This window comes from Catellatospora sp. IY07-71, from assembly GCF_018326265.1.
GTDB lineage: Bacteria > Actinomycetota > Actinomycetes > Mycobacteriales > Micromonosporaceae > Catellatospora.
Genome location: NZ_AP023360.1, coordinates 7,712,915 through 7,731,350, shown reverse-complemented (window position 1 = coordinate 7,731,350; position 18,436 = coordinate 7,712,915). Strand labels below are relative to the sequence as shown.

Below are 18,436 nucleotides of genomic sequence, written 5' to 3'. Positions count from 1 at the left end.
TGGCCGTGCTCTTCGCGGACGCGGCACCCGACGACCTCGACCTGGTCCCCTTCGCGATGGTGAGTCCTCAGACAAGCCAGCGCCTGACCGACAAGCTCGCGATGGCGTCGGGCATCGGCAATCTGGCGGCTCAGGGTGCACAGGGTGCGATGACCGTGCAGGGGCTGGTGCGTTTGGCGCCCGAGACCTTGCAGATGCTCAAGACGGCGCAGCCGATGACGTCGGGCGGCTGGAACCTCGGCACGCTCGCGCGCAACGGAAAGTTCGCCCACTCCGTGCGCTGGGCGCCGGCGACCGGGGCGCAGACCGCGGGCCTGCTCGCCGCCCTCGGCCCGGCCGCCGCGCTGCTGGCGCTGCAGGTGCAGCTGGCCTCGATCTCACGCCGCATCGACGAGAACATCGAGCTCACCCGCGATGTGCTCCGGGCGCTGCACGAGGACCAGTGGGCGACTCTGCTCGGTCTGCACGAGACGACGATGCGTGCGGTGCGTGAGGCCCAGGCGGTGGGCGCTGTCAACGACCACGTCTTCGCCTCCATTGCGACGAGGGAGGCAGACCTGCGCAAGCAGCGCCACCTCTTCATGTCGCTCGTCCGCGGGCACGTCAAGGAACTCGATGCCAACGGGCAGAGCCGTCGCGCCTACATTCAGAAGAACATCGAGCAGATGATCGCCGACGCGCACGGCATGCTCATGGCGGAGTGGTCCTGGTATCGCGCCCAGGTGTTGCGCGCCGCTCACATCAGCCGCGACGAGGCGAACGCCCTCGAGAACGAACGACTGCTCGCTGAAGTGGTCACCGAGGCGGAGCGCGAACACACCCAAGCCATGGACGACGTGGCGGCACTCCTCGCCGACCTTGAGCGCCAGTGCCGTCTGATGGCCGAGTTGCCGGAAGAGCGCAGCCTGCCGTTCACCACCAAGCGCCGGAACATCCGCGACGCCGTCGCCATGGCCGAGGCGCTCGCCGAGCGGGTGGCTGAGCTCCGCAACGTCGCTCACACTCGGCGCGCTCCGCTTGATCCGCCTCTCGCGGTGTTCAATGAGTCCGTGCCGGAGGATGTGCTGCGGATCCTCCGCTGGACCGTGCCCGATGAGGAGCCCCTGCTGGCCATCGCCGACGTCAATCTCGACCGCCTCGTCGCCGACAACGCGTACCTCGGCGTGACCCCCGAACGCTTCTTCATCTCCGCGCAGAGCACGCTGCGCAAACAGGGGACGATCGATCGTGAGTTCCCCCTCTCGGACATTCGCTACGTGCGGTTCCGTGAACGCGACAAGCGTGGCCCGGTCCTCGACGTCATCACCACCGAAGAGAACATCAGGCTCACCTTCGACGACTGGGCCGGCAAGGGGCAGGGGCTCGACGACGCCAGCCGGATCGGCAATCTCCTTGCCGCAGCGATGAACCTCCCCGAAAGCGAGCAGCGCACCGACCCGCTGCTGGGCGGCGAGCCCTCGACGGGACTTGCGATCACCCGGCAACCAGACCGCGAACGAGAGCGGCCCGGTTCGGGTCTGAGCTAGACGAGGACGCAGGGCTGACAAGATCGACGCCTGCAGTTTCGGGGAATCTGCGCGGTTGAACGCGGCCGAAACCCCGGTTTCCCCGAAACTGCAGCCGCACCCGGCGGCGCGGTGCGCAGGCGGGTCAGACCAGGGTGACGCGGTGAATGTCGGTGCGGGCGACCGCCGCGTCGCGCTCGGCGGCCAGGGCGGTGCGCCGCGGGTCGGCCATGTACGCGTCCAGTGAGGCCTGCGACGGCACTGAGATCAGCTGAATCTCCGCGGGCGCGCCGTCCGCGCCGTCCGTGCGCGCCCGCTGCAGCAGCGTGCAGCCGTGGTCGTCGAAAAGCGCGAGGACCTTGTCCTCGTACGCCGCGAGAGCAGCCTCGGCCCCCGGCCGTGCCCACAGCAGCACGCACAGGCTGATCGTCATGGCATCCCCCGACCTGATCGAAGCTCCATCCACGCCGTTCTAACAGCACGGACGGACCTTCGATCAAACGGGTCCGGCATGTCCGATGTCAGAAAGGTTTCGTAACGGTGCAGACACGACATCTTGTCGTCACCGGACTCGGTCTGTATAACGTTATAGAGCGAAGGCCGTTGATCGCAATCGCCGGAACGATTGCGCCGCAACATTTTCGGCGGTCCCGTTCGCGCAGTAAGAATGCCCTCCTTTATTGACGTACGTCAATAACACCGCAGAAGGAGAGTTCCCTCATGTTCCGCACCCGATCACTGACCATCGCCGCGACCCTCGTCCTCGGCGGCGCGTTCCTCAGCGCCTGCACCAAGGGCGAGGAGACCGGCACCCCCACGGACGGCGGCAGCGCCGGCGCGCAGGTGGTGGCCTCGGCCAGCCCCGGCGGCGAAGGCTGCACGCTGCAGTCGTACGGCGGCACGAAGATCGACCTCAAGGACGCCATCGTCGGCTTCTCCCAGTCGGAGAAGGAGGCGAACCCGTTCCGCATCGCCGAGACCCAGTCCATCAGGGACGAGGCCGCGAAGCTCGGCGTCAAGAAGCTGCTCGTCACCAACGCGCAGTCGCAGCTGTCCAAGCAGGTCAGCGACATCCAGGACATGCTCGCCCAGGGCGCGCAGTTCCTGATCATCGCGCCGCTCAACTCCGACGGCCTGGAGCCCGCGCTCAAGGCGGCCGCGGACAAGAAGGTCCCGGTGCTCACCATCGACCGCAAGGTCAACGCGACCGCGTGCAAGGACTACGTCGCGTTCCTCGGCTCGAACTTCGTCGAGCAGGGCAAGCGCGCCGCTGACGCGATGGTCAAGGCGACCGGCGGCAAGGGCAAGGTGGCCATCCTGCTCGGCTCGTCGGGCAACAACGTGACCACCGACCGCACCAACGGCTTCGTCGACCAGATCAAGGCGACGGCGCCCGGCATCGAGATCGTGGCCCAGCAGACCGGCGAGTTCGCCCGGGACAAGGGCCAGCAGGTGACCGAGCAGCTGCTGCTGAGCAACCCGGGCATCACCGCGATCTACGCCGAGAACGACGAGATGGCGCTGGGCGCGGTCACCGCGATCAAGGGCGCCGGCAAGAAGCCCGGCGTCGACATCAAGATCGTGTCGATCGACGGCACCGCCAACGCGGTGAAGGCCATCGTCGCCGGTGAGATCAACGCCGTGATCGAGTCCAACCCGCGCTTCGGCCCGCTGGCGTTCGCCACCGCGCAGAAGTTCCTGGGCGGCGAGTCCATCCCCGCCAACGTCATCATCTCCGACCGCGAGTACGACTCCGCCAACGCGGCGGCGTCCCTGAGCAGCGCCTACTGACGCTGCATCGATGCCGGAAGTGCGCCTGCCGAACGCCGCGGCAGGCGCACTTCCCACGATCGGGACGCGAAAGGAGAGCACCCGATGACCGAACCCGTGCTGGACGTACGCGGGGTCAGCAAGAGATTCCCGGGCGTGCTCGCGCTGGACGACGTGTCGCTGACCGTCGCCCCCGGCGAGGTGCACGCCCTCGTCGGCGAGAACGGCGCCGGCAAGTCCACCCTCATCAAGATCCTCACCGGGGTGTACCGGCCCGACGCCGGGCAGGTGCACTACCTCGGGCAGCCCGTCGGCTTCGGCCGCCCGCTGGACGCGCAGGCGGCCGGGATCTCCACCATCTACCAGGAGGTCAACCTCGTCCCGCTGATGAGCGTCGCCCGCAACCTGTTCCTCGGCCGCGAGCCGCGCGGCCGGTTCGGGCTGATCGACACGGCGCGGATGAACCGCGAGGCGGGCGAGGTGCTGGCCCGCTTCGGCATCACGGTCGACCCGCGGCTGCCGCTGCACTCGCTGGGCCTCGGGGCGCAGCAGATGGTCGCGCTGGCCCGCGCGGTCGCGGTCGACGCCAAGGTCGTCATCATGGACGAGCCGACCTCGTCGCTGGAGCCCCGCGAGGTGGAAACCCTCTTCCGGGTGGTACGCGAGCTGAGCGGGCGGGGCATCGCGATCATCTACGTCAGCCACCGGCTCGACGAGCTCTACCAGCTCTGCGACCGGGTCACCGTGCTGCGCGACGGCCGCCGGGTGCACGCTGGCGAGCTGGCGCGGCTCGACCGGCTGAGCCTGATCTCGCTGATGCTCGGCCGCGACGTGGCCGACGTACGCCGTCACGGGCTGACCGGCTTCTCCGCGCACGACGCGGGCGACGTCCAGCCGATCCTGCGGGTGCGCGACCTGACCGTGCGGCACCAGCTGCACGGCGTCTCCTTCGACGTGCGCCCCGGCGAGGTCACCGGGCTGGGCGGGCTGCTCGGCTCGGGCCGGTCCGAGACCGCGAAGGCGGTGGTCGGGGCGCTGGGCGCGGACGGCGGCACGGTCGACATGTCCGGGCGGCGGCTCAAGCGCCGCACCCCCGCGGGCGCGATCCGGGCCGGGATGGCGATGCTGCCCGAGGACCGCAAGGCCGAGGGCATCATCCCGGACCTGAGCGTGCGCGAGAACATCGTGCTCGCCGCGCTGCCCCGGCTGTCCCGCTGCGGCGTGGTCTCCCGGGCGCGGCAGGACCGGGTCGTGGAGACGTTCATGAAGCGGCTGCGCATCAAGGCCGCCAGCCCCGAGCAGAAGGTGTCCGAGCTGTCCGGCGGCAACCAGCAGAAGGTGCTGCTGGCCCGCTGGCTGTGCCTCAACCCGCGGCTGCTGCTGCTCGACGAGCCCACCCGCGGCATCGACGTGGGCGCCAAGGCCGAGGTGCAGGCGCTCATCGACGAGCTGGCCGCCGAGGGCCTGGCCGTCGTGCTGATCTCCTCCGATCTGGAGGAGCTGGTCGAGGGCGCGGACCGGATCGTGGTGCTGCGCGCCGGCGCCGTCGTCGGCGAGCTGGCCGGCGACGACGTCACCGAGGACAACATCATGGCCGCGCTGGCACAGGAGGCAGCCCATGACTGACACGACAGCGGTCCCGGCCGCCTCCTTCGACCGCGCCCGGCCGGCCCGCTGGGCCCAGGACTACGGGGTGTACGCGGCCGTCGCCGCGCTGGTGCTGTTCAACATCGCGTTCACCGACAACTTCCTGCAGACCGCGACCCTGCGCACGCAGCTGGTGCAGGTCGCGCCCGTGGTCATCGCGGCGCTGGGCATGGCGATGGTCATCGGCAGCGAGGGCGTCGACCTGTCCGTCGGCTCGGTGATGGCGCTGGCCGCGGCGGTGCTGCCGCTCTACATCGGATACGGGCTCTGGCCCGCGGTGCTCGTCGCGCTGCTGGTCGGGGCGCTGGTGGGGGTGGTCAACGGCACCCTGGTCGCCGTGGTCGGGCTGCAGCCGATCGTGGCCACGCTGGCGCTGCTGGTCGGCGGCCGGGGCCTGGCCCTGGTGTTCGCCGACGGGCAGCTCAAGGGCATCACCAACCCGACCCTGCTGGAGCTGGGCACCGGCGAGCTGCTGAGCGTGCCGTACACGGTGCTCATCGCCGGGGTGCTCGCGCTGGTCATCGGGTTCGTGGTGCGGGGCACCGTCTACGGGCGGCAGCTGGTCGCGGTCGGCGGCAACCGGGCGGCGAGCGCGCTGGCCGGGCTGCCCGTCAAGCGGGTGCTGATCGGCACGTACGCGCTGTGCGCGGTGCTCGCCGCGCTGGCCGGGGTGCTGGCCACGGCCCGGCTCGGCGCCAGCGACCCGTCCGCGATCGGCAACCTGATGGAGCTGTCGGCGATCACCGCCGTGGTGGTCGGCGGCACCCCGCTCACCGGCGGCCGCATCCGGGTGCTCGGCACGGTCGCCGGGGCGCTGCTGATGCAGCTGGTGCGCGCCACGCTGATCAACCACGACCTGCCCGACTCGTCGGCGCAGATGATCCAGGCGGCCATCATCCTGGCCGCGGTCTACCTCGCACGGGAACGGCGTACCCGATGACCCAGATCCTCACCACTCCCGCGGCGTCGGCGCACCCGGCGCCGGTCGAGCGCGAGCTGCGCCGGGAGCGCCTGGCCGGGCTCGCCCAGCGCCACGGCGCACCGGCCGTGCTGGTCCTGGCGGTGCTGGTCGCGTCGGTGCTGTTCCCGGCGTTCCCGACCGCGGAGAACGCCAACGGCATCGCGATCCAGTCGTCGTTCCTGGCGATCGTCGCGCTGGGCATGACGTTCGTGATCATCACGGGCGGCATCGACCTGTCCGTCGGGTCGGTGTTCGCCCTCGGCGGCGTGCTCGCCGCGTACGCCTCGCAGTGGGGGCCGGTGCCCGCGCTGCTGCTGCCGCTGGCCGTGTGCGGCGCGATCGGCCTGCTGCAGGGCGTGCTGATCGCGAAGACGGGCATGGCGCCGTTCATCGTCACCCTCGCCGGGCTGCTCGGGGCGCGCGGCCTGCTGCTCGCCGTCACCGACGAGGGCGCGACGACGTACCTGGTGCCCAAGGACTCGGCGTTCCTGGAGTTCGGGCAGGGCACGTTCCTCGGCATCGGGTATCCGGTGTACCTGGCCGTGCTGCTGTTCGGGCTCGGGGCGGTGCTGCTCCAGCGGACACGTTACGGTCAGGCCGTGTTCGCGGTCGGCGGGAGCCCGGACGCGGCGGCGCTGATGGGGCTGCCGGTGGCCCGGATCAGGGTGCTGACGTACCTGCTCAGCGGGTTGCTGGCCGGGTTCGCCGGGGTGCTGAACGCCTCGCGGCTGTCCTCGGGGGTGACCATCCTCGGCGTCGGCATGGAGCTGGACGCCATCGCCGCGGTGGTCATCGGCGGCACGCTGCTGGTCGGCGGCGCGGGCTCGATCAGCGGCACGCTGTGCGGGGTGCTGCTGCTCGGCGTGATCCAGAACGTGATCAACCAGATCGGCACGCTGAACTCGTCATACCAGTCCGTGGTCAGCGGCCTGTTCCTGATCCTCGTCGTGGTCGTGCAGACCTTCCTGGGCAGGAGGCGGCGAAGGCCGCGTTGACGTGGCGGCCCCGGCAGTGGTGACAATGAGCAGTGAGTGGAGGAACCCCGCCCATGGCGGTCAGTCTCAAGGACATCGCCAGGCGGGCGGGCGTGTCGCAGGCGACGGTGTCCAACGTCGTCAACGGCTATCGGCCCGTCGGCGAGGCCACCAGGGCCAAGGTCCAGCAGGCCATCGACGAGCTGGGCTACACCCCCAACCTCAGTGCGCGGCACCTGCGCCGGGGCCGCACCGGCATCATCGCGCTGGCCATCCCGGAGCTGAACAACCCGTACTTCGCCGAGCTGGCCGACGCGGCGATCCGCACCGCCACCCGGCGCGGCTACACGCTGCTGCTCGACTACACCGACGGCGACCGGGACAAGGAGCTGCTGGTCGCCGACGGGTTCCGCTCGCAGATCATCGACGGCCTCATCCTGTCCGCGGTGCACCTGGACCGGGCGGACATCATGACCCGCACCAGCGAGACCCCGATGGTGCTGGTCGGCGAGGCGATCTACGGCGCGCCGTACGACCACATCGTCATCGACAACCTCGCGGCCAGCCACGCGGCGGTCCGGCACCTGGTGGCGCTGGGCCGCCGCCGGATCGCGTTCATCGGCGCGCACATCGAGGCCAACCGCGCGCCGTCGCTGCTGCGCCTGCGCGGCTACACCGAGGCGCTGTCGGCGGCCGGGCTGCCGTTCGACCCCGAGCTGACGGTCACCACCAGCGGCTTCCGCCGGGGCGACGGCGCGGCGGGCATGCGGGAGCTGCTGCGCCTGCCGCAGCCGCCCGACGCGGTGTTCGCGTTCAACGACCTCATCGCGCTCGGCGCGATCCGCGCCCTGTACGAGCATGGGCTGCGGGTCCCCGAGGACGTCGCGGTGATCGGCATCGACGACGTGGAGGAGGGCCGGTTCAGCATCCCGACCCTCACCACGATCTCGCCGGACAAGGAGATGATCGGCCGGCTGGCGGTGGAGAAGCTGCTCGACCGCGTCGAGGGCCGCCCCACCGACCCGCCCACCGAACTCCAGCCCCCGTTCCGCCTGGTCATCCGCGAATCCGCCCCCGCCGCCTGATCCTCGCCAGAGCCGGCCACGAGCGCCGTGAGCCGCTTCGGTGGACATGTCGGTGCGCGCTTCACAACTTCTGGGTTGTGGCTACAACCCAGAAGTTGTGGTCTACGCACCGGCTTACCGCCCTCTGGGTCGTCGCGGGCGTGCCCGGACGGCGACCAGGCGCCTCGGGCGAGGCGACTTGTGAGATGCCACCGCAACCCAGAAGTCGCCTCGCGCGGCACGGCAGTCGTCGAGCGAGGGCGTCACAAGGCCGTGGGCGGGTTCGGGACTGCCGCGGCCCAGTCCTCGACCGGGATCGGCAGCGCGCCGGCGTAGCAGTCGGTGAGGTAGCAGCGGCGGTGCAGGCCGGGGTGGTGCAGGTCGAGGATCTCGCGGCGGGCGGCCCAGGCCTCGGCGGTGCGCCCGGCCTCGGACAGGTTGCGCTGCAGGGCGTCGAGCGCCCAGATCAGAATGTCGGTGGCGTGGTGGTCCAGGACGGGATCGATCAAGCGGGCGGTCGCGACGGCCTCCTCCGACAGCCGGAGCCGGACCGGCAGCTCAAGCCCGGTCCGGGTCCGGCGGATGAGCGCCTGGGCCAGGTGCCCCCGGTAGCCGGGGTTCCGGGCGGCCAGCGTCTGGCACGCCCACACCTCGGTGGCGGGGTCCGGGCGGGCGGACGAGAGCAGAACGGTACGCGCGATGAGCTCGATCTCGTGCAACATGCCTCCGTGGCTCGGTGGACAGAGCGCGGCGCCCGCCGAACAACGGGCGGGCGCCGACACGAAGGGGAACATTAGGGGGCATCAGCCGCAGGTCGCGACGGTCGAACAGCCGAGTGATCAAGCCGCGGAATTCGCTTATGCTGGTGTCGTCTTAGCCTGCGGTCGTTTTTCGGGAATCGGCGTTGCGGCGGCCACCTGTGCCCACGTAGGGTCCTCACCTCGTGAGCAAGGTCATCGACAGGATCGTCCCGGAACGGTTCGGCAGAAGTTTCCGGTGGTTGCTGGCCTCGTCCTGGACCACCAACCTCGGCGACGGCATCGCGCTGGCCGCCGGGCCCCTGCTCGTCGCCTCGCTGACCGACGACGCGTTTCTCATCTCCCTGGCCGCTCTGTTCGGCTGGGCCCCGGCGCTGCTGTTCGGCCTGTACGCGGGCGTGCTCTCGGACCGCCACGACCGGCGCCGCATCGTGCTCGCCGCCAACACCGTGCGCGTCGCCGTGCTCGCCGTGCTGATCACCACCGTCGCCACCGGCACCCTGTCGGCCCCCGGGGCGCTGCTCGCCCTCGGCCTGCTCGCCACCACCGAGGTGTTCGCCGACAACACCACCGCCACGCTCACCCCGATGCTGGTGCCGCGCGACGACCTCGCCCTGGCCAACTCCCGGCTGCAGACCGGGTTCATCACGTTCAACCAGCTCGCCGGGCCGCCCATCGGCGCCGCCCTGTTCGCGGCCGGCAGCACCTGGCCGTTCCTCACCGAGATCGTCCTGGACGTGGCCGGGCTGCTGCTCGTCTCCCGGATCGTGCTGCCCGCGCACGGCCGCGCGGCGGGTGCGCCGGTGCGCGGCGTGTGGCAGGACGTCGTCGAGGGCTACCGGTGGACGGTGCGGCACCCCGCGGTGCGTACCCTCATGCTGATCATCCTGATCTTCAACGTGACGTTCGGGGCGGCCTGGTCCGTGCTCGTGCTCTACGCCCAGGACCGGCTCGGCCTCGGCTCCGTCGGGTTCGGCCTGCTCACCACGATCTCCGCGATCGGCGGTCTGCTCGGCACCAGCATGTACGGGTGGCTCACCCAGCGGGTCAGCCTCGGCAACCTGATGCGGGCCGGCCTGATCCTGGAGACGATCACCCACCTCGGTCTGGCCGTCACCCGGTCCGGCTGGGTCGCCTCGGTCATCTTCTTCCTGTTCGGCGCGCACGCGTTCATCTGGGGCACCACCTCGATGACCGTCCGGCAGCGCGCCGTCCCGCACCACCTGCAGGGCCGCGTCGGCAGCCTCAACACCATCTGCGTGTACGGCGGCCTCGTGGTGGGCGCCCCGATCGGCGGCGCGCTCGCCGCGGCGTACGGGGTGACCGCGCCGTTCTGGTTCGCGTTCGGCGGCTCGCTCGTGTTCGTCGTCCTGCTGTGGCGCGAGATGACCCACATCGCCCACGCCGACGAACAGCCACAGCCCTCCGTCGCGTAGCACTCAATCCGCTAGACCCGGCGGTTGGCAGAACCCGCACAGGTGGATGTCGCGCGTCGCGACCGTGGCGTCTGCCCACGCTTCGATGTCCTCAAGCCGCTCCGCGCAGGTCTTGCCGTAGGTGCGAGTCCAGTTGGACCCGCGACTGCTGCGCAGCCGGACACAATCGGCCCGATGGAGTACGACGTAGGACGCCTTCGGGATCGGGTCGTGGTTGACGACGAAGCCGTCAGGGTGGGAATCACGCCAGCGTTCGAAAGCGGCGTCCTCGTCGTGGAACGTTCTCGCCATGAGGGGCACATTAAGCCGCGTCACGTGACTGGCGCGATGGGCTTTCGAGTCGTAGCTGTGTGACAGCCGGCGATGCCCTCCGGCCATGAGTTCGTGTGATGCGCCTTGGCGACCGGATCAGCGGCGGCCCGCGCGGAGGTGCTCAACGGCGGTTCGTGCTGCTGTGCCGATCACGGCGTCGGCGCGGGGAAGGGTGAGCGCAGTGGAGGCGCTGCGCGTGAACACGGCGACCGCGTAGCGCCCGCCGTCGGGGTACTCCACCACCCCGATCTCATTGCGCACCGTGGGCAGGGTGCCGGTCTTGCCGGAGACGCGTACGTCGTCGAACGGGAAGCCGGAGGCGAGCCGGTGCGGCCACACCTGCAGCGCGAGCAGCCGGCGCACCGCGGCGCAGGAGCGCGGCGTGGCCACCTCGTCGCGCCACAGCCCGGCCAGCAGCGTCGTGCAGTCGCGTGCCGTGGTCCGGTTCGACCCGGCCACGTCGAGGGTGGCCAGCCGGGACAGCGCAGCCGGGTCGGTGAGCAGCGCGGCGAGCCGCGCCGGGTCGGCGGTGCCGAGCGAGGCGGCGGTGCGCGACGCGACGTCGCGGCACACCTCGATCACGGCCGTGCGGGCCATCCCGGCGGCGGCGACCGCCTCGGCGACGGCGGGCAGGCCGAGGTGGTCGGCGAGCGCGTCGGCGGCCGCGTTGTCGGAGACGCTGATCGCCAGGTGGGCGAGGTCGCGCAGGGACATGTCGACCGGGTCGGCCATCGCGCCGATCCCGGTCGGGCCGCCGGTGCGGACACCCGGCTCGACCGTGACGCGTCGCGCCGGGTCGACGAGCCCGGCGTCGGCGGCCCGGTACAGGGCGAGCACCAGGGGGACCTTGAAGACGCTGGCCATGAGCACGGTGGTGTCGGCGCCCACGCCGACCTCGCGGCCGGTGCCGAGGTCGGTCGCGTGCAGCCAGCCCGTGACGCCCGCGTCGGCGAACAGCGCGCTGATCCGGTCGCGGACGTCGTCACTCATCGCGGGCTCCGTACGGCGGGGCGAGGAATTCGGAGGAGGGCCGGGTCTGTGGCAGGGGCCGCGCGGCGGGGGCCGGGCCGGGGCCGAGCACCGCCGCGACGGTGCGCGCGAACACGGCTGCGTCGGGGTGTGGGCGTTCGTGGGGCCAGGCGACCGCGACGCGTTCGGCCAGCGGCTGCCCGGCCAGTGGCCGCCAGGCCACGTCGGGGTGGTGCGGGCCCGCGCCGGTGTCGAACGCGACGGCGGTGCCGGTCAGGACCAGGCCGATGGTGAAGCTGCGGCCGTCGGCCTGGTGCACGGCGGGCGGCCGGTAGCCGTGCCGGTCGCAGGTGTCGAGGATGTCGTCGAACCGGGCGGGCGCCGCCGCCCGCGGGAAGGTGACCAGGTCGTACGGGCCGAGGTCGGACAGCAGCAGCTCGGGGCGGCCGGCGAGCGGCCCGCCCGCGGCGACGAGGACGCCCAGCGGGCGGTGCACGACCGGGCCGAGTGTCAGGTTCGCCAGGTCGCAGGGCAGTTGCAGGACGCCGACGTCGAGCTGCCGCCGGGCCAGGGCCTGCTGCTGCGCGGCGGTCGGGATCTCGCGGAGTTCGAGCACCGTGCGCGGGCGGCGCTGCCGGAATCCGCCGAGCACGGCGGCCACGGTGGCCCCCTCCAGCTCGGGCGGTAGCGCGGCGCGCAGCACCGCGGCGCTCGCGGTGGCGACCTGTTCGGCCAGGGTGAGCACGGCATCGGCGCGCAGCAGCAGCTCGCGGGCCTGGGGTAGCAGCACGCGGCCCGCCTCGGTGAGAGTGGTCTCGCGCGGTGAGCGGTCGAACAGGCGCACCCCGAGCTCGCGTTCCAGGCGCTGGATGCGCTGCGACAGCGGCGGCTGGGACATGTGCAGGCGGCGGGCGGCGCGGCCGAAGTGGAGCTCCTCGGCCACCGCGACGAAGTATCGCAGGTGCTGCACGAGGTCCACGGGCTGCGACGATACCGGATCCGATATCGGGCTTGCGCGGTATTGATGTTGGACCGGGCGGTGACCGGCGCGGTTGGCTGCTTTCAGGTGATCTCAACCGGAAGGAAACCACCGTCCCATGTGTCAGAACTGTGCCACCGCATCCGCTGTCCCGCGTCGTGACCTGCTGCGCCGTGCCGTGCTCGGGGGCGCGGCCGCCGGGGTCGCCGCCGTGGGCCTGTCCCCGGCCGCCGCGGGGGCGGCCGCACCGGCCCCGGCGCCCGCGAGGATCGGCTCCGGGCGGGCCGCCGGGGTGTCGATGCGCTGGCTGGGCGTCGCCGGCTGGGAGATCGCGTTCGACGGCCGGGTGCTCTACTTCGACCCGTACCTCAGCCGCTTCGACTACCGCCTGCCCGGCGGGCCGCTCGCGGTCGACCCGGCGGTGGCCGACCGTCTGCTGGCCACGGGGCGGCTGGCCGGGCCGCCGGAGCTGATCATGATCAGCCACGGGCACTGGGACCACCTGGCCGACGTGCCGTCGCTGCTGTCCCGGCCGGACTGGGCGGGCAGCACGATCCGCACCATCGGCACCGAGACGCATCGGCACCTCATGACCGCGATGGGTATGACCGACGCGCAGCGCAAGAACAACATCGTCGCCACCGGCGGCGAGGACCTGGAGTTCGGTGGCGGGGCGTACCGGGTGCAGGTGATCCGCAGCCTGCACAGCCAGTCGCTCGGGTACGGCTTCTTCGCGCCCGGCACCCGGGTCGCCCCGCCGCCCGCCCCGGCGAGCATCAGCGACCTCGTCGAGGGCGGCACGCTGGCGTACCAGGTGACCGTGCGCGACCGGCTGCGGATCCTGATGTTCGGCGGGACCAACTTCGTCGAGCGGGAGCTGACCGGGTTGCGGCCGGATGTGGTCGCGGTGTCCATGACGGACAGCAGCTCGCTGCACCGCTACCTGGAGCGGCTGCTCACCGTGCTGGGCGGCCCGCGCTACGTGATCCCGGTGCACCACGACGACATGGTCACCGGCTTCGACGACCCGGACCTGCGCGACACCGTCGACACGGGTGCGGTGCGGCGGGTGAAGGACGCGGTGCGTGCGCTCGGGCTGCGCACCGAGGTGATCGAGGCGGAACACCTGCGCCCGCTGCTGTTCTGACCGGCCGGGGGACGCCGCTGTGGCGTCCCCCGTCACGCTCCGTTTCGCCGTTGTCGCCCGGACGCTCTAATGTGTCCACATGGCCACCGAGGTACGTGCCGATCCGACCGAGCTGACCCGGCTCGCCGCGACGTTCCTGAAGGCGTCGCAGCGGCTCGGCGACGCGCTGCGGGCAGCGCAGGCTTCGGTCACCCCACCGGTGACCGACTACGGCGACACCTCCGGCGCCGCGCCGCTGCACCAGGCCGAGGACGGCGCGGTCGAGCCTGCCGGGCTGGCCGTGGGCCGCCTGGTCGAGGTGCTGGAGGGCGACGTGGACCGGCTCTACCGGATCGCGTTCGCGTACGAGCAGGCCGATCTGCACGCGATGGACGACATCGAGCGGCGCCGAGGAGGTCACCGCCCGTGATTCCCGAGGACCCGCCCGCGCCGGCCCCGGCGCCGATCAACTACGTCAACGTGTGGACCATCGCGGCCAACCCGGCGGGGCTGGAGAGCGCCGCGCGCGCCTGGCGCACGTACGCGACCGAGGCCGAGGGCACCGCCGACGACGTCGACGGTCCGGCCAAGGCCGTGTACGACGGCAGGTGGGCCGGGCCCACCGCCGACGAGTTCGAGCAGCACCGGCGCACGCTCTCGGCCGACCTGCGGGAGACCGCCGACATCGCCCGGCGGCAGGCCGACCAGCTGGAGAAGGCCGCCGCGGCGCTGCGCGCGGGCCAGCACACCCTCGACGACGCGCTCGCGCAGCTGTCCGGCAAGGTCAGCGCGCAGCTGTCGGGCGACCGGTCCACGGTCACCTTCCACCCGAAGGACGACGCCCAGGCCCAGCTCGTGCACGACGGCGCGGCGCACGCGAGCAAGCTGCGCAAGGACATCGACGACGAGCTGCTGCCGTACGAGACGGCGCTGAACAAGCTGCGCCCCGAGTGGGAGGCGATCGCCACCGCCTGGGCGGGCACCGCGAACGGGATGGACCCGTTCACCATGCCACCCGAGGCCACCGGCCCGTACGTGCTCTACGACGGCAACACCGCGATCGTGAACACGGGCACCGGCGACGACAAGGTGAAGATCAGCGTCGACCCCACGACGGGCGAGCAGATCGTCGAGGTCAACGGCATTCCGTACCGGTTCCCGCCGGGCGCGGACGTGGTGGTGCGCACCGGTGAGGGCAACGACGAGGTGGCCGTCGCGCCGGGCACGAAGCTGAAGCTCACGCTGCTCGGCGGCACCGGCGACGACACCATCAACGGCGGCGACGGTGACGAGACGATCCTCGGCCACACCGGCGCCGACCGCATCCACGCCGGTGCGGGCAACGACCGGGCCTCCGGCGGCGCCGGCCGCGACTACCTCGACGGCTACCGCGGCGACGACACGCTGACCGGCGGCGAGGGCGACGACGTCATGTACGGCCTGTCCGGCGACGACAAGCTCAGCGGCGGCGCGGGCCGCGACTACCTGGAGGGCGCGACCGGCCGCGACGTCGTCGACGGCGGCGCGGACGACGACATCGTCTCCGGCGGCCGCGACGACGACGTGCTGCGCGGTGGCGGCGGCGCGGACAAGCTCTACGCCGGGCACGGCAACGACGTCATCGGGGCCGGGACCGGCACCGACACCGTGTACGCGGAGAGCGGTGACCGCCGCAGCGGGGCCGAGCAGGTGGTCACCGTCGAGATCAAGGACCTGGGTCAGGACATCCGCATCGAGGGCTCCGACGAGTTCAAGGAGCGGGTGCAGGCCGACCTCGACATGCTGCGCTCCTCGCCCCGCGGCCAGGAGATGCTGGCCGCGATGGACGAGATCCACGCGGGCAGCGACGGCGGCGACGACAACTCGCTGACCATCAAGGAGACCAGCGGCGGCAACACTGCCGCGTCCGAGTCGTGGCGCGGCGGCTTCCTGTGGACCGGCGAGCGGGAGAAGTACACCGTCGAGTACAACCCGGACAAGCTGGAGGCGCGCGACGAGCGCCCGCCGATCTCGGGGCTGTTCCACGAGTTCGCGCACGTCTACGACTTCGGCAACGACACGTCCGCCCCCGGCACCTACCGCGGCCCGGACAACCCCGGGGTGCCCAACGACGAGCGCGAGGCCGTCGGCCTGCCGGTCGACCTGGACGAGGACGGCACTCCCGACGGTCCCTACGCCGAGCACCCCGAAGGCGTCACCGAGAACGCGCTGCGCGAGGAGATGGGCTGGCCGGACAGGACGGTCTACTGATGCGGCGGCTGGTCCTCGCCGCCGCGGTCCTGCTTGCGGCGGCCACGGCGGGCTGCGCCGAAGCGGCGCGGGAGCCGGTGAGCGCCGCGCCCACCGGAGCGCCGCCGGACGCCGAGTTCTCCGCGTCGGTGACGCAGGAGGACGAGGTGCTGCACATCCGCTACCGGCTGGTCAACAAGGGCAGCGGAGGTGTGTACGTGCTCAACGGCGTGCCGTTGCAGGAGCAGACGCTGTCCGTGCAGCCCGCCTCCGACGCCGTCTACGTGACGGGGCGGGGCGGGCACATCGCCGAGATCGCCAAGCGCGCCTTCGACATGCCCGACACCGGCAAGAAGGCCTGGGAGGCGCCGTACCGGGTGGCCGGACACCTGGTCGCGCCGGGTGAGGCGTTCTCGGAGGAGGTCACGGTCGCGCTGCCGCTGCACCGGCGCCACCCGTACGGCGACGACGTCGGCGAGGGCGTCATCGAGCTGCCCGACCCGACCGACACCGTGGTGTTCTGCGTCGGCGTGGTGCGTGAGGCGTGGCAGCCGCCGGAGAGCACCCCGGCGCTGCCGCTGTTCCCGCACCTGTCCTCGACGACCAGCAACCAGCACCTGTTCTGCTCCGCGCCCGCCCCGGTCGCGCAGTAGACCCGTCCGCAGGCCACAACTTCTGGGTTGTACCTACAACCCAGAAGTTGTGAAGCGCGGCACGGTCAGCCCAGCCGGGCCAGGTCCTCCGGGGTCAGCCGCAGCGCCCCGGCGGCGATGTTCTGCTCCAGGTGGGCCGGGTCGCCGGTGCCGGGGATGGCGAGCACGTGCGTGCCCTGGTGCAGGGTCCAGGCGAGGCGCACCTGGTGCGGGGTCACGCCGTGGGCGTCGGCGACGGCGCGTACCGCATCGGTGTGGTCGTCGCCGGCCCCGGACTCCCGCCGCGCCCCGGCCAGCGCGAAGTACGGCGTGAACGCGATGCCGCGGTCGCCGCAGACCCGCAGCAGGCCGTCGTCCTCGCGGCCGTTGTCGAGCGAGTAGCTGTTCTGCACGCACACGACCGGTGCGATGGCCTGCGCCTCGTCGAGGTGGTCGACGCGCGCGTTCGAGACGCCGAGATGGCGGATCAGCCCCTCGTCGCGCAGCCGCGCCAGCGCGGCGAAGCGCTCGGCGATCGAGTCGTGGCCGGGGCGCTTGAGGATGCGCAGGTTGACCACGTCCAGGTGGTCGCGGCCGAGGCGGCGCAGGTTCTCCTCGACCTGCGCCCGCAGCTGCGCCGGGGTCTTCGCCTGGTAGAAGTCCGGGTCGTAGCCGGGGCCGACCTTGGTCGTGATGACCAGGCCGTCCGGGTACGGCGCGAGCGCGTCGCGGATCAGCTCGGTGGCATACCGGACGGCGCCGGTGCCGACCTGGAGGGTGCCGCCGGGGGAGAAGTAGAAGGCGGCGGTGTCGATGTGGTTGACGCCCAGTTCGACCGCGCGGCGCAGCACCCGGATGGCCAGGTCGCGGTCGGGATTGGCGGTGATCCGCATGGAGCCGTAGCCCATGCGGCGGACGGTGAGGTCGCCGAGTGTCCATTCGCCCGCGGCTGCCGCGGTGATCTCTCCGATATGCACCCGGCGACCCTAGCCACCGCCGCTGAGCAGCGCACTGGGCTCGTCGCCCGATACCGCGCGGCGGTGATCCCTGCTAACTTCTTGACGTCGGGCGAGCGGGTCCAGGCCGTCAATCCAAGGTTATGGTGCCGGTGGTGGTGGCCGGGCCGGCGGCGTTCAGGGCGTCGGCGATGCCCTCCGCCCACGAGCGGATCGCGTCCCAGTCCCGGAAGTCCCCCTCCGGCGCCCGCAGCGCCACGACCAGCGCCTGCTCGGCGATGCTGAGGCGGCTGTGCTCCAGGCGGCCGGGGAACACCTTGTGCTCCCGGGCCAGGGTCGCCTCGGCGATCGCGGTCACGTCGACCGGGTCCTCGTCGGTCATCGGCGGCTCGCCGACCGGGCCGCTGGAGAACAGCCACACCGGATGGGTGGACAGCACCGCGGCGTGGCTCTGCACGAACCAGCGGGCCGGCTGCAGCCAGTGCCCGGAGTAGACGGCGCTGCCGATGACGAACGCGTCGAACCCCTCGACCTGCACGCTCGGGTCGATGTCGGCGGCGTTCGCGTCGAAGCCGCGTTCGCCGAGCACCTTGGCGATGGCCTGGGCGATCTCGGTGGTCGACTCGTACTTCGAGGCGGCGGCGACCAGCACGCGGCGTGGCGGGCCCTGTCCGGTCAGCGCCTCGGGCAGCTCCTCCAGCTGTGCCATGACCAGGCGCTGCAGCGGCGGCTCCAGCAGCGGCGGGCCGGTGACGGGTGCGGCGACGGGGGAGGGCGCGGTCGTCATGCCGGAGTCCGCTCCAGGTCGGCGTCGGCCTGCGCGAGCAGCCGGTTGCCCAGCTCGACCAGGGCGCGCCCGGCGGCCAGCTCGTCGCCGATCACGGGCACGTCCTCGTCGTACCGGCTGCGCTCGGCGGCGCCCGCGCCGCGCAGCGAGGGGGTGCCGTGGCCCGCGGCCAGCTCCGCCCGCGCGGTGGTGCGGCCGGAGCCGTCGTCGTCGAGGGCGATGTCGACCGTCCAGTGCTTGGTGCTCATCGGCGCAGACCTCCCCGGTTCGCGGGCACGTCGCGTGCCGCCCCTGCCATTGTCCCCGCGCGGCGGGCGGTCCGGGCCGGTTG

The 18,436-nt window shown here is 72.0% G+C and carries 19 protein-coding genes; 11 read left to right on the top strand and 8 right to left on the bottom strand.

Translation table 11 applies throughout. From position 1 onward, the window contains the following. Window positions 1-5: 5 nt before the first annotated feature. Window positions 6-1,526 (top strand): hypothetical protein, encoded by a 1,521-nt coding sequence (locus tag CS0771_RS34610; RefSeq protein WP_212844915.1) that lies wholly within the window; start codon window positions 6-8, stop codon window positions 1,524-1,526. A gap of 124 nt (window positions 1,527-1,650) precedes the next feature. Here the strand turns inward: CS0771_RS34610 and CS0771_RS34605 are convergent, their stop codons facing one another. Then, window positions 1,651-1,938, bottom strand: a complete 288-nt coding sequence (locus CS0771_RS34605) for a hypothetical protein (protein WP_212844914.1) — start codon at window positions 1,936-1,938, stop codon at window positions 1,651-1,653. 287 nt (window positions 1,939-2,225) lie between these two features. Here CS0771_RS34605 and CS0771_RS34600 point away from each other — a divergent pair, with 287 nt between their 5' ends. From CS0771_RS34600 to CS0771_RS34580, 5 genes are all read left to right on the top strand, one after another. Beyond that, a complete protein-coding gene (locus CS0771_RS34600) occupies window positions 2,226-3,296 on the top strand; it encodes an ABC transporter substrate-binding protein (protein ID WP_212844913.1) in 1,071 nt (356 codons plus the stop codon). Window positions 3,297-3,380: 84 nt separating this feature from the next. Beyond that, window positions 3,381-4,901, top strand: coding sequence for a sugar ABC transporter ATP-binding protein (locus CS0771_RS34595; protein WP_212844912.1), 1,521 nt, complete (start codon window positions 3,381-3,383; stop codon window positions 4,899-4,901). Next, window positions 4,894-5,862 (top strand): ABC transporter permease, encoded by a 969-nt coding sequence (locus tag CS0771_RS34590; protein WP_212844911.1) that lies wholly within the window; start codon window positions 4,894-4,896, stop codon window positions 5,860-5,862. Before CS0771_RS34595 ends, CS0771_RS34590 begins: the two co-directional genes overlap by 8 nt. Next, window positions 5,859-6,878, top strand: coding sequence for an ABC transporter permease (locus CS0771_RS34585; RefSeq protein ID WP_212844910.1), 1,020 nt, complete (start codon window positions 5,859-5,861; stop codon window positions 6,876-6,878). The genes CS0771_RS34590 and CS0771_RS34585 overlap by 4 nt, the downstream gene beginning before the upstream one ends. A gap of 53 nt (window positions 6,879-6,931) precedes the next feature. After that, a complete protein-coding gene (locus CS0771_RS34580) occupies window positions 6,932-7,942 on the top strand; it encodes a LacI family DNA-binding transcriptional regulator (protein WP_212844909.1) in 1,011 nt (336 codons plus the stop codon). Between the two features lie 242 nt (window positions 7,943-8,184). On the opposite strand, the gene CS0771_RS34575 is transcribed toward CS0771_RS34580, so the two are convergent. Next, window positions 8,185-8,643, bottom strand: coding sequence for a hypothetical protein (locus CS0771_RS34575; RefSeq protein ID WP_212844908.1), 459 nt, complete (start codon window positions 8,641-8,643; stop codon window positions 8,185-8,187). A gap of 221 nt (window positions 8,644-8,864) precedes the next feature. On the opposite strand from CS0771_RS34575, the gene CS0771_RS34570 reads away from it, so the two are divergent. Further along, window positions 8,865-10,115: an MFS transporter gene (locus tag CS0771_RS34570; protein WP_212844907.1), complete on the top strand. Its 1,251-nt coding sequence runs from the start codon at window positions 8,865-8,867 to the stop codon at window positions 10,113-10,115. Window positions 10,116-10,118: 3 nt separating this feature from the next. Here the strand turns inward: CS0771_RS34570 and CS0771_RS34565 are convergent, their stop codons facing one another. The 3 genes from CS0771_RS34565 to CS0771_RS34555 form a co-directional block, all read right to left on the bottom strand. Further along, window positions 10,119-10,406 (bottom strand): hypothetical protein, encoded by a 288-nt coding sequence (locus tag CS0771_RS34565; protein WP_212844906.1) that lies wholly within the window; start codon window positions 10,404-10,406, stop codon window positions 10,119-10,121. A 117-nt stretch (window positions 10,407-10,523) separates the two neighbouring features. After that, window positions 10,524-11,417, bottom strand: coding sequence for a serine hydrolase (locus tag CS0771_RS34560; RefSeq protein WP_212844905.1), 894 nt, complete (start codon window positions 11,415-11,417; stop codon window positions 10,524-10,526). Then, on the bottom strand, window positions 11,410-12,375 hold the full coding sequence (locus CS0771_RS34555; protein ID WP_212844904.1) for a LysR family transcriptional regulator: 966 nt from the start codon (window positions 12,373-12,375) through the stop codon (window positions 11,410-11,412). The genes CS0771_RS34560 and CS0771_RS34555 overlap by 8 nt, the downstream gene beginning before the upstream one ends. Window positions 12,376-12,493: 118 nt before the next feature. Between CS0771_RS34555 and CS0771_RS34550 the strand changes: the two genes are divergently transcribed. From CS0771_RS34550 to CS0771_RS34535, 4 genes are all read left to right on the top strand, one after another. Then, window positions 12,494-13,522 carry an MBL fold metallo-hydrolase gene (locus CS0771_RS34550; protein ID WP_212844903.1) on the top strand — a complete coding sequence of 343 codons (1,029 nt, stop codon included), beginning with the start codon at window positions 12,494-12,496 and terminating at the stop codon, window positions 13,520-13,522. Window positions 13,523-13,601: 79 nt separating this feature from the next. Further along, a complete protein-coding gene (locus CS0771_RS34545; protein WP_212844902.1) occupies window positions 13,602-13,931 on the top strand; it encodes a hypothetical protein in 330 nt (109 codons plus the stop codon). Beyond that, complete coding sequence (locus CS0771_RS34540) at window positions 13,928-15,751, top strand: M91 family zinc metallopeptidase (protein ID WP_212844901.1); 1,824 nt, start codon at window positions 13,928-13,930, stop codon at window positions 15,749-15,751. The genes CS0771_RS34545 and CS0771_RS34540 overlap by 4 nt, the downstream gene beginning before the upstream one ends. Continuing rightward, window positions 15,751-16,383, top strand: a complete 633-nt coding sequence (locus CS0771_RS34535) for a hypothetical protein (protein ID WP_212844900.1) — start codon at window positions 15,751-15,753, stop codon at window positions 16,381-16,383. The genes CS0771_RS34540 and CS0771_RS34535 overlap by 1 nt, the downstream gene beginning before the upstream one ends. Window positions 16,384-16,448: 65 nt before the next feature. Here the strand turns inward: CS0771_RS34535 and CS0771_RS34530 are convergent, their stop codons facing one another. The 3 genes from CS0771_RS34530 to CS0771_RS34520 all read right to left on the bottom strand — a co-directional run bounded on the left by CS0771_RS34530 (window position 16,449) and on the right by CS0771_RS34520 (window position 18,353). After that, entirely contained in the window at window positions 16,449-17,339 is an 891-nt protein-coding gene (locus CS0771_RS34530) for an aldo/keto reductase (RefSeq protein ID WP_244871209.1), read from the bottom strand. A 109-nt stretch (window positions 17,340-17,448) separates the two neighbouring features. Further along, complete coding sequence (locus tag CS0771_RS34525; RefSeq protein ID WP_212844899.1) at window positions 17,449-18,105, bottom strand: flavodoxin domain-containing protein; 657 nt, start codon at window positions 18,103-18,105, stop codon at window positions 17,449-17,451. Next, window positions 18,102-18,353 (bottom strand): dsRBD fold-containing protein, encoded by a 252-nt coding sequence (locus CS0771_RS34520; RefSeq protein WP_212844898.1) that lies wholly within the window; start codon window positions 18,351-18,353, stop codon window positions 18,102-18,104. The genes CS0771_RS34525 and CS0771_RS34520 overlap by 4 nt, the downstream gene beginning before the upstream one ends. Window positions 18,354-18,436 lie beyond the last annotated feature (83 nt).

Bases quoted from the DNA above. Each gene is read 5' to 3' on its own strand.
- CS0771_RS34605 (WP_212844914.1), bottom strand. From the start codon at position 1,938: ATGACGATCAGCCTGTGCGTGCTGCTGTGGGCACGGCCGGGGGCCGAG.
- CS0771_RS34600 (WP_212844913.1), top strand. From the start codon at position 2,226: ATGTTCCGCACCCGATCACTGACCATCGCCGCGACCCTCGTCCTCGGC.
- CS0771_RS34595 (WP_212844912.1), top strand. From the start codon at position 3,381: ATGACCGAACCCGTGCTGGACGTACGCGGGGTCAGCAAGAGATTCCCG.
- CS0771_RS34590 (WP_212844911.1), top strand. From the start codon at position 4,894: ATGACTGACACGACAGCGGTCCCGGCCGCCTCCTTCGACCGCGCCCGG.
- CS0771_RS34585 (WP_212844910.1), top strand. From the start codon at position 5,859: ATGACCCAGATCCTCACCACTCCCGCGGCGTCGGCGCACCCGGCGCCG.
- CS0771_RS34580 (WP_212844909.1), top strand. From the start codon at position 6,932: ATGGCGGTCAGTCTCAAGGACATCGCCAGGCGGGCGGGCGTGTCGCAG.
- CS0771_RS34575 (WP_212844908.1), bottom strand. From the start codon at position 8,643: ATGTTGCACGAGATCGAGCTCATCGCGCGTACCGTTCTGCTCTCGTCC.
- CS0771_RS34565 (WP_212844906.1), bottom strand. From the start codon at position 10,406: ATGGCGAGAACGTTCCACGACGAGGACGCCGCTTTCGAACGCTGGCGT.
- CS0771_RS34560 (WP_212844905.1), bottom strand. From the start codon at position 11,417: ATGAGTGACGACGTCCGCGACCGGATCAGCGCGCTGTTCGCCGACGCG.
- CS0771_RS34550 (WP_212844903.1), top strand. From the start codon at position 12,494: ATGTGTCAGAACTGTGCCACCGCATCCGCTGTCCCGCGTCGTGACCTG.
- CS0771_RS34545 (WP_212844902.1), top strand. From the start codon at position 13,602: ATGGCCACCGAGGTACGTGCCGATCCGACCGAGCTGACCCGGCTCGCC.
- CS0771_RS34535 (WP_212844900.1), top strand. From the start codon at position 15,751: ATGCGGCGGCTGGTCCTCGCCGCCGCGGTCCTGCTTGCGGCGGCCACG.
- CS0771_RS34525 (WP_212844899.1), bottom strand. From the start codon at position 18,105: ATGACGACCGCGCCCTCCCCCGTCGCCGCACCCGTCACCGGCCCGCCG.
- CS0771_RS34520 (WP_212844898.1), bottom strand. From the start codon at position 18,353: ATGAGCACCAAGCACTGGACGGTCGACATCGCCCTCGACGACGACGGC.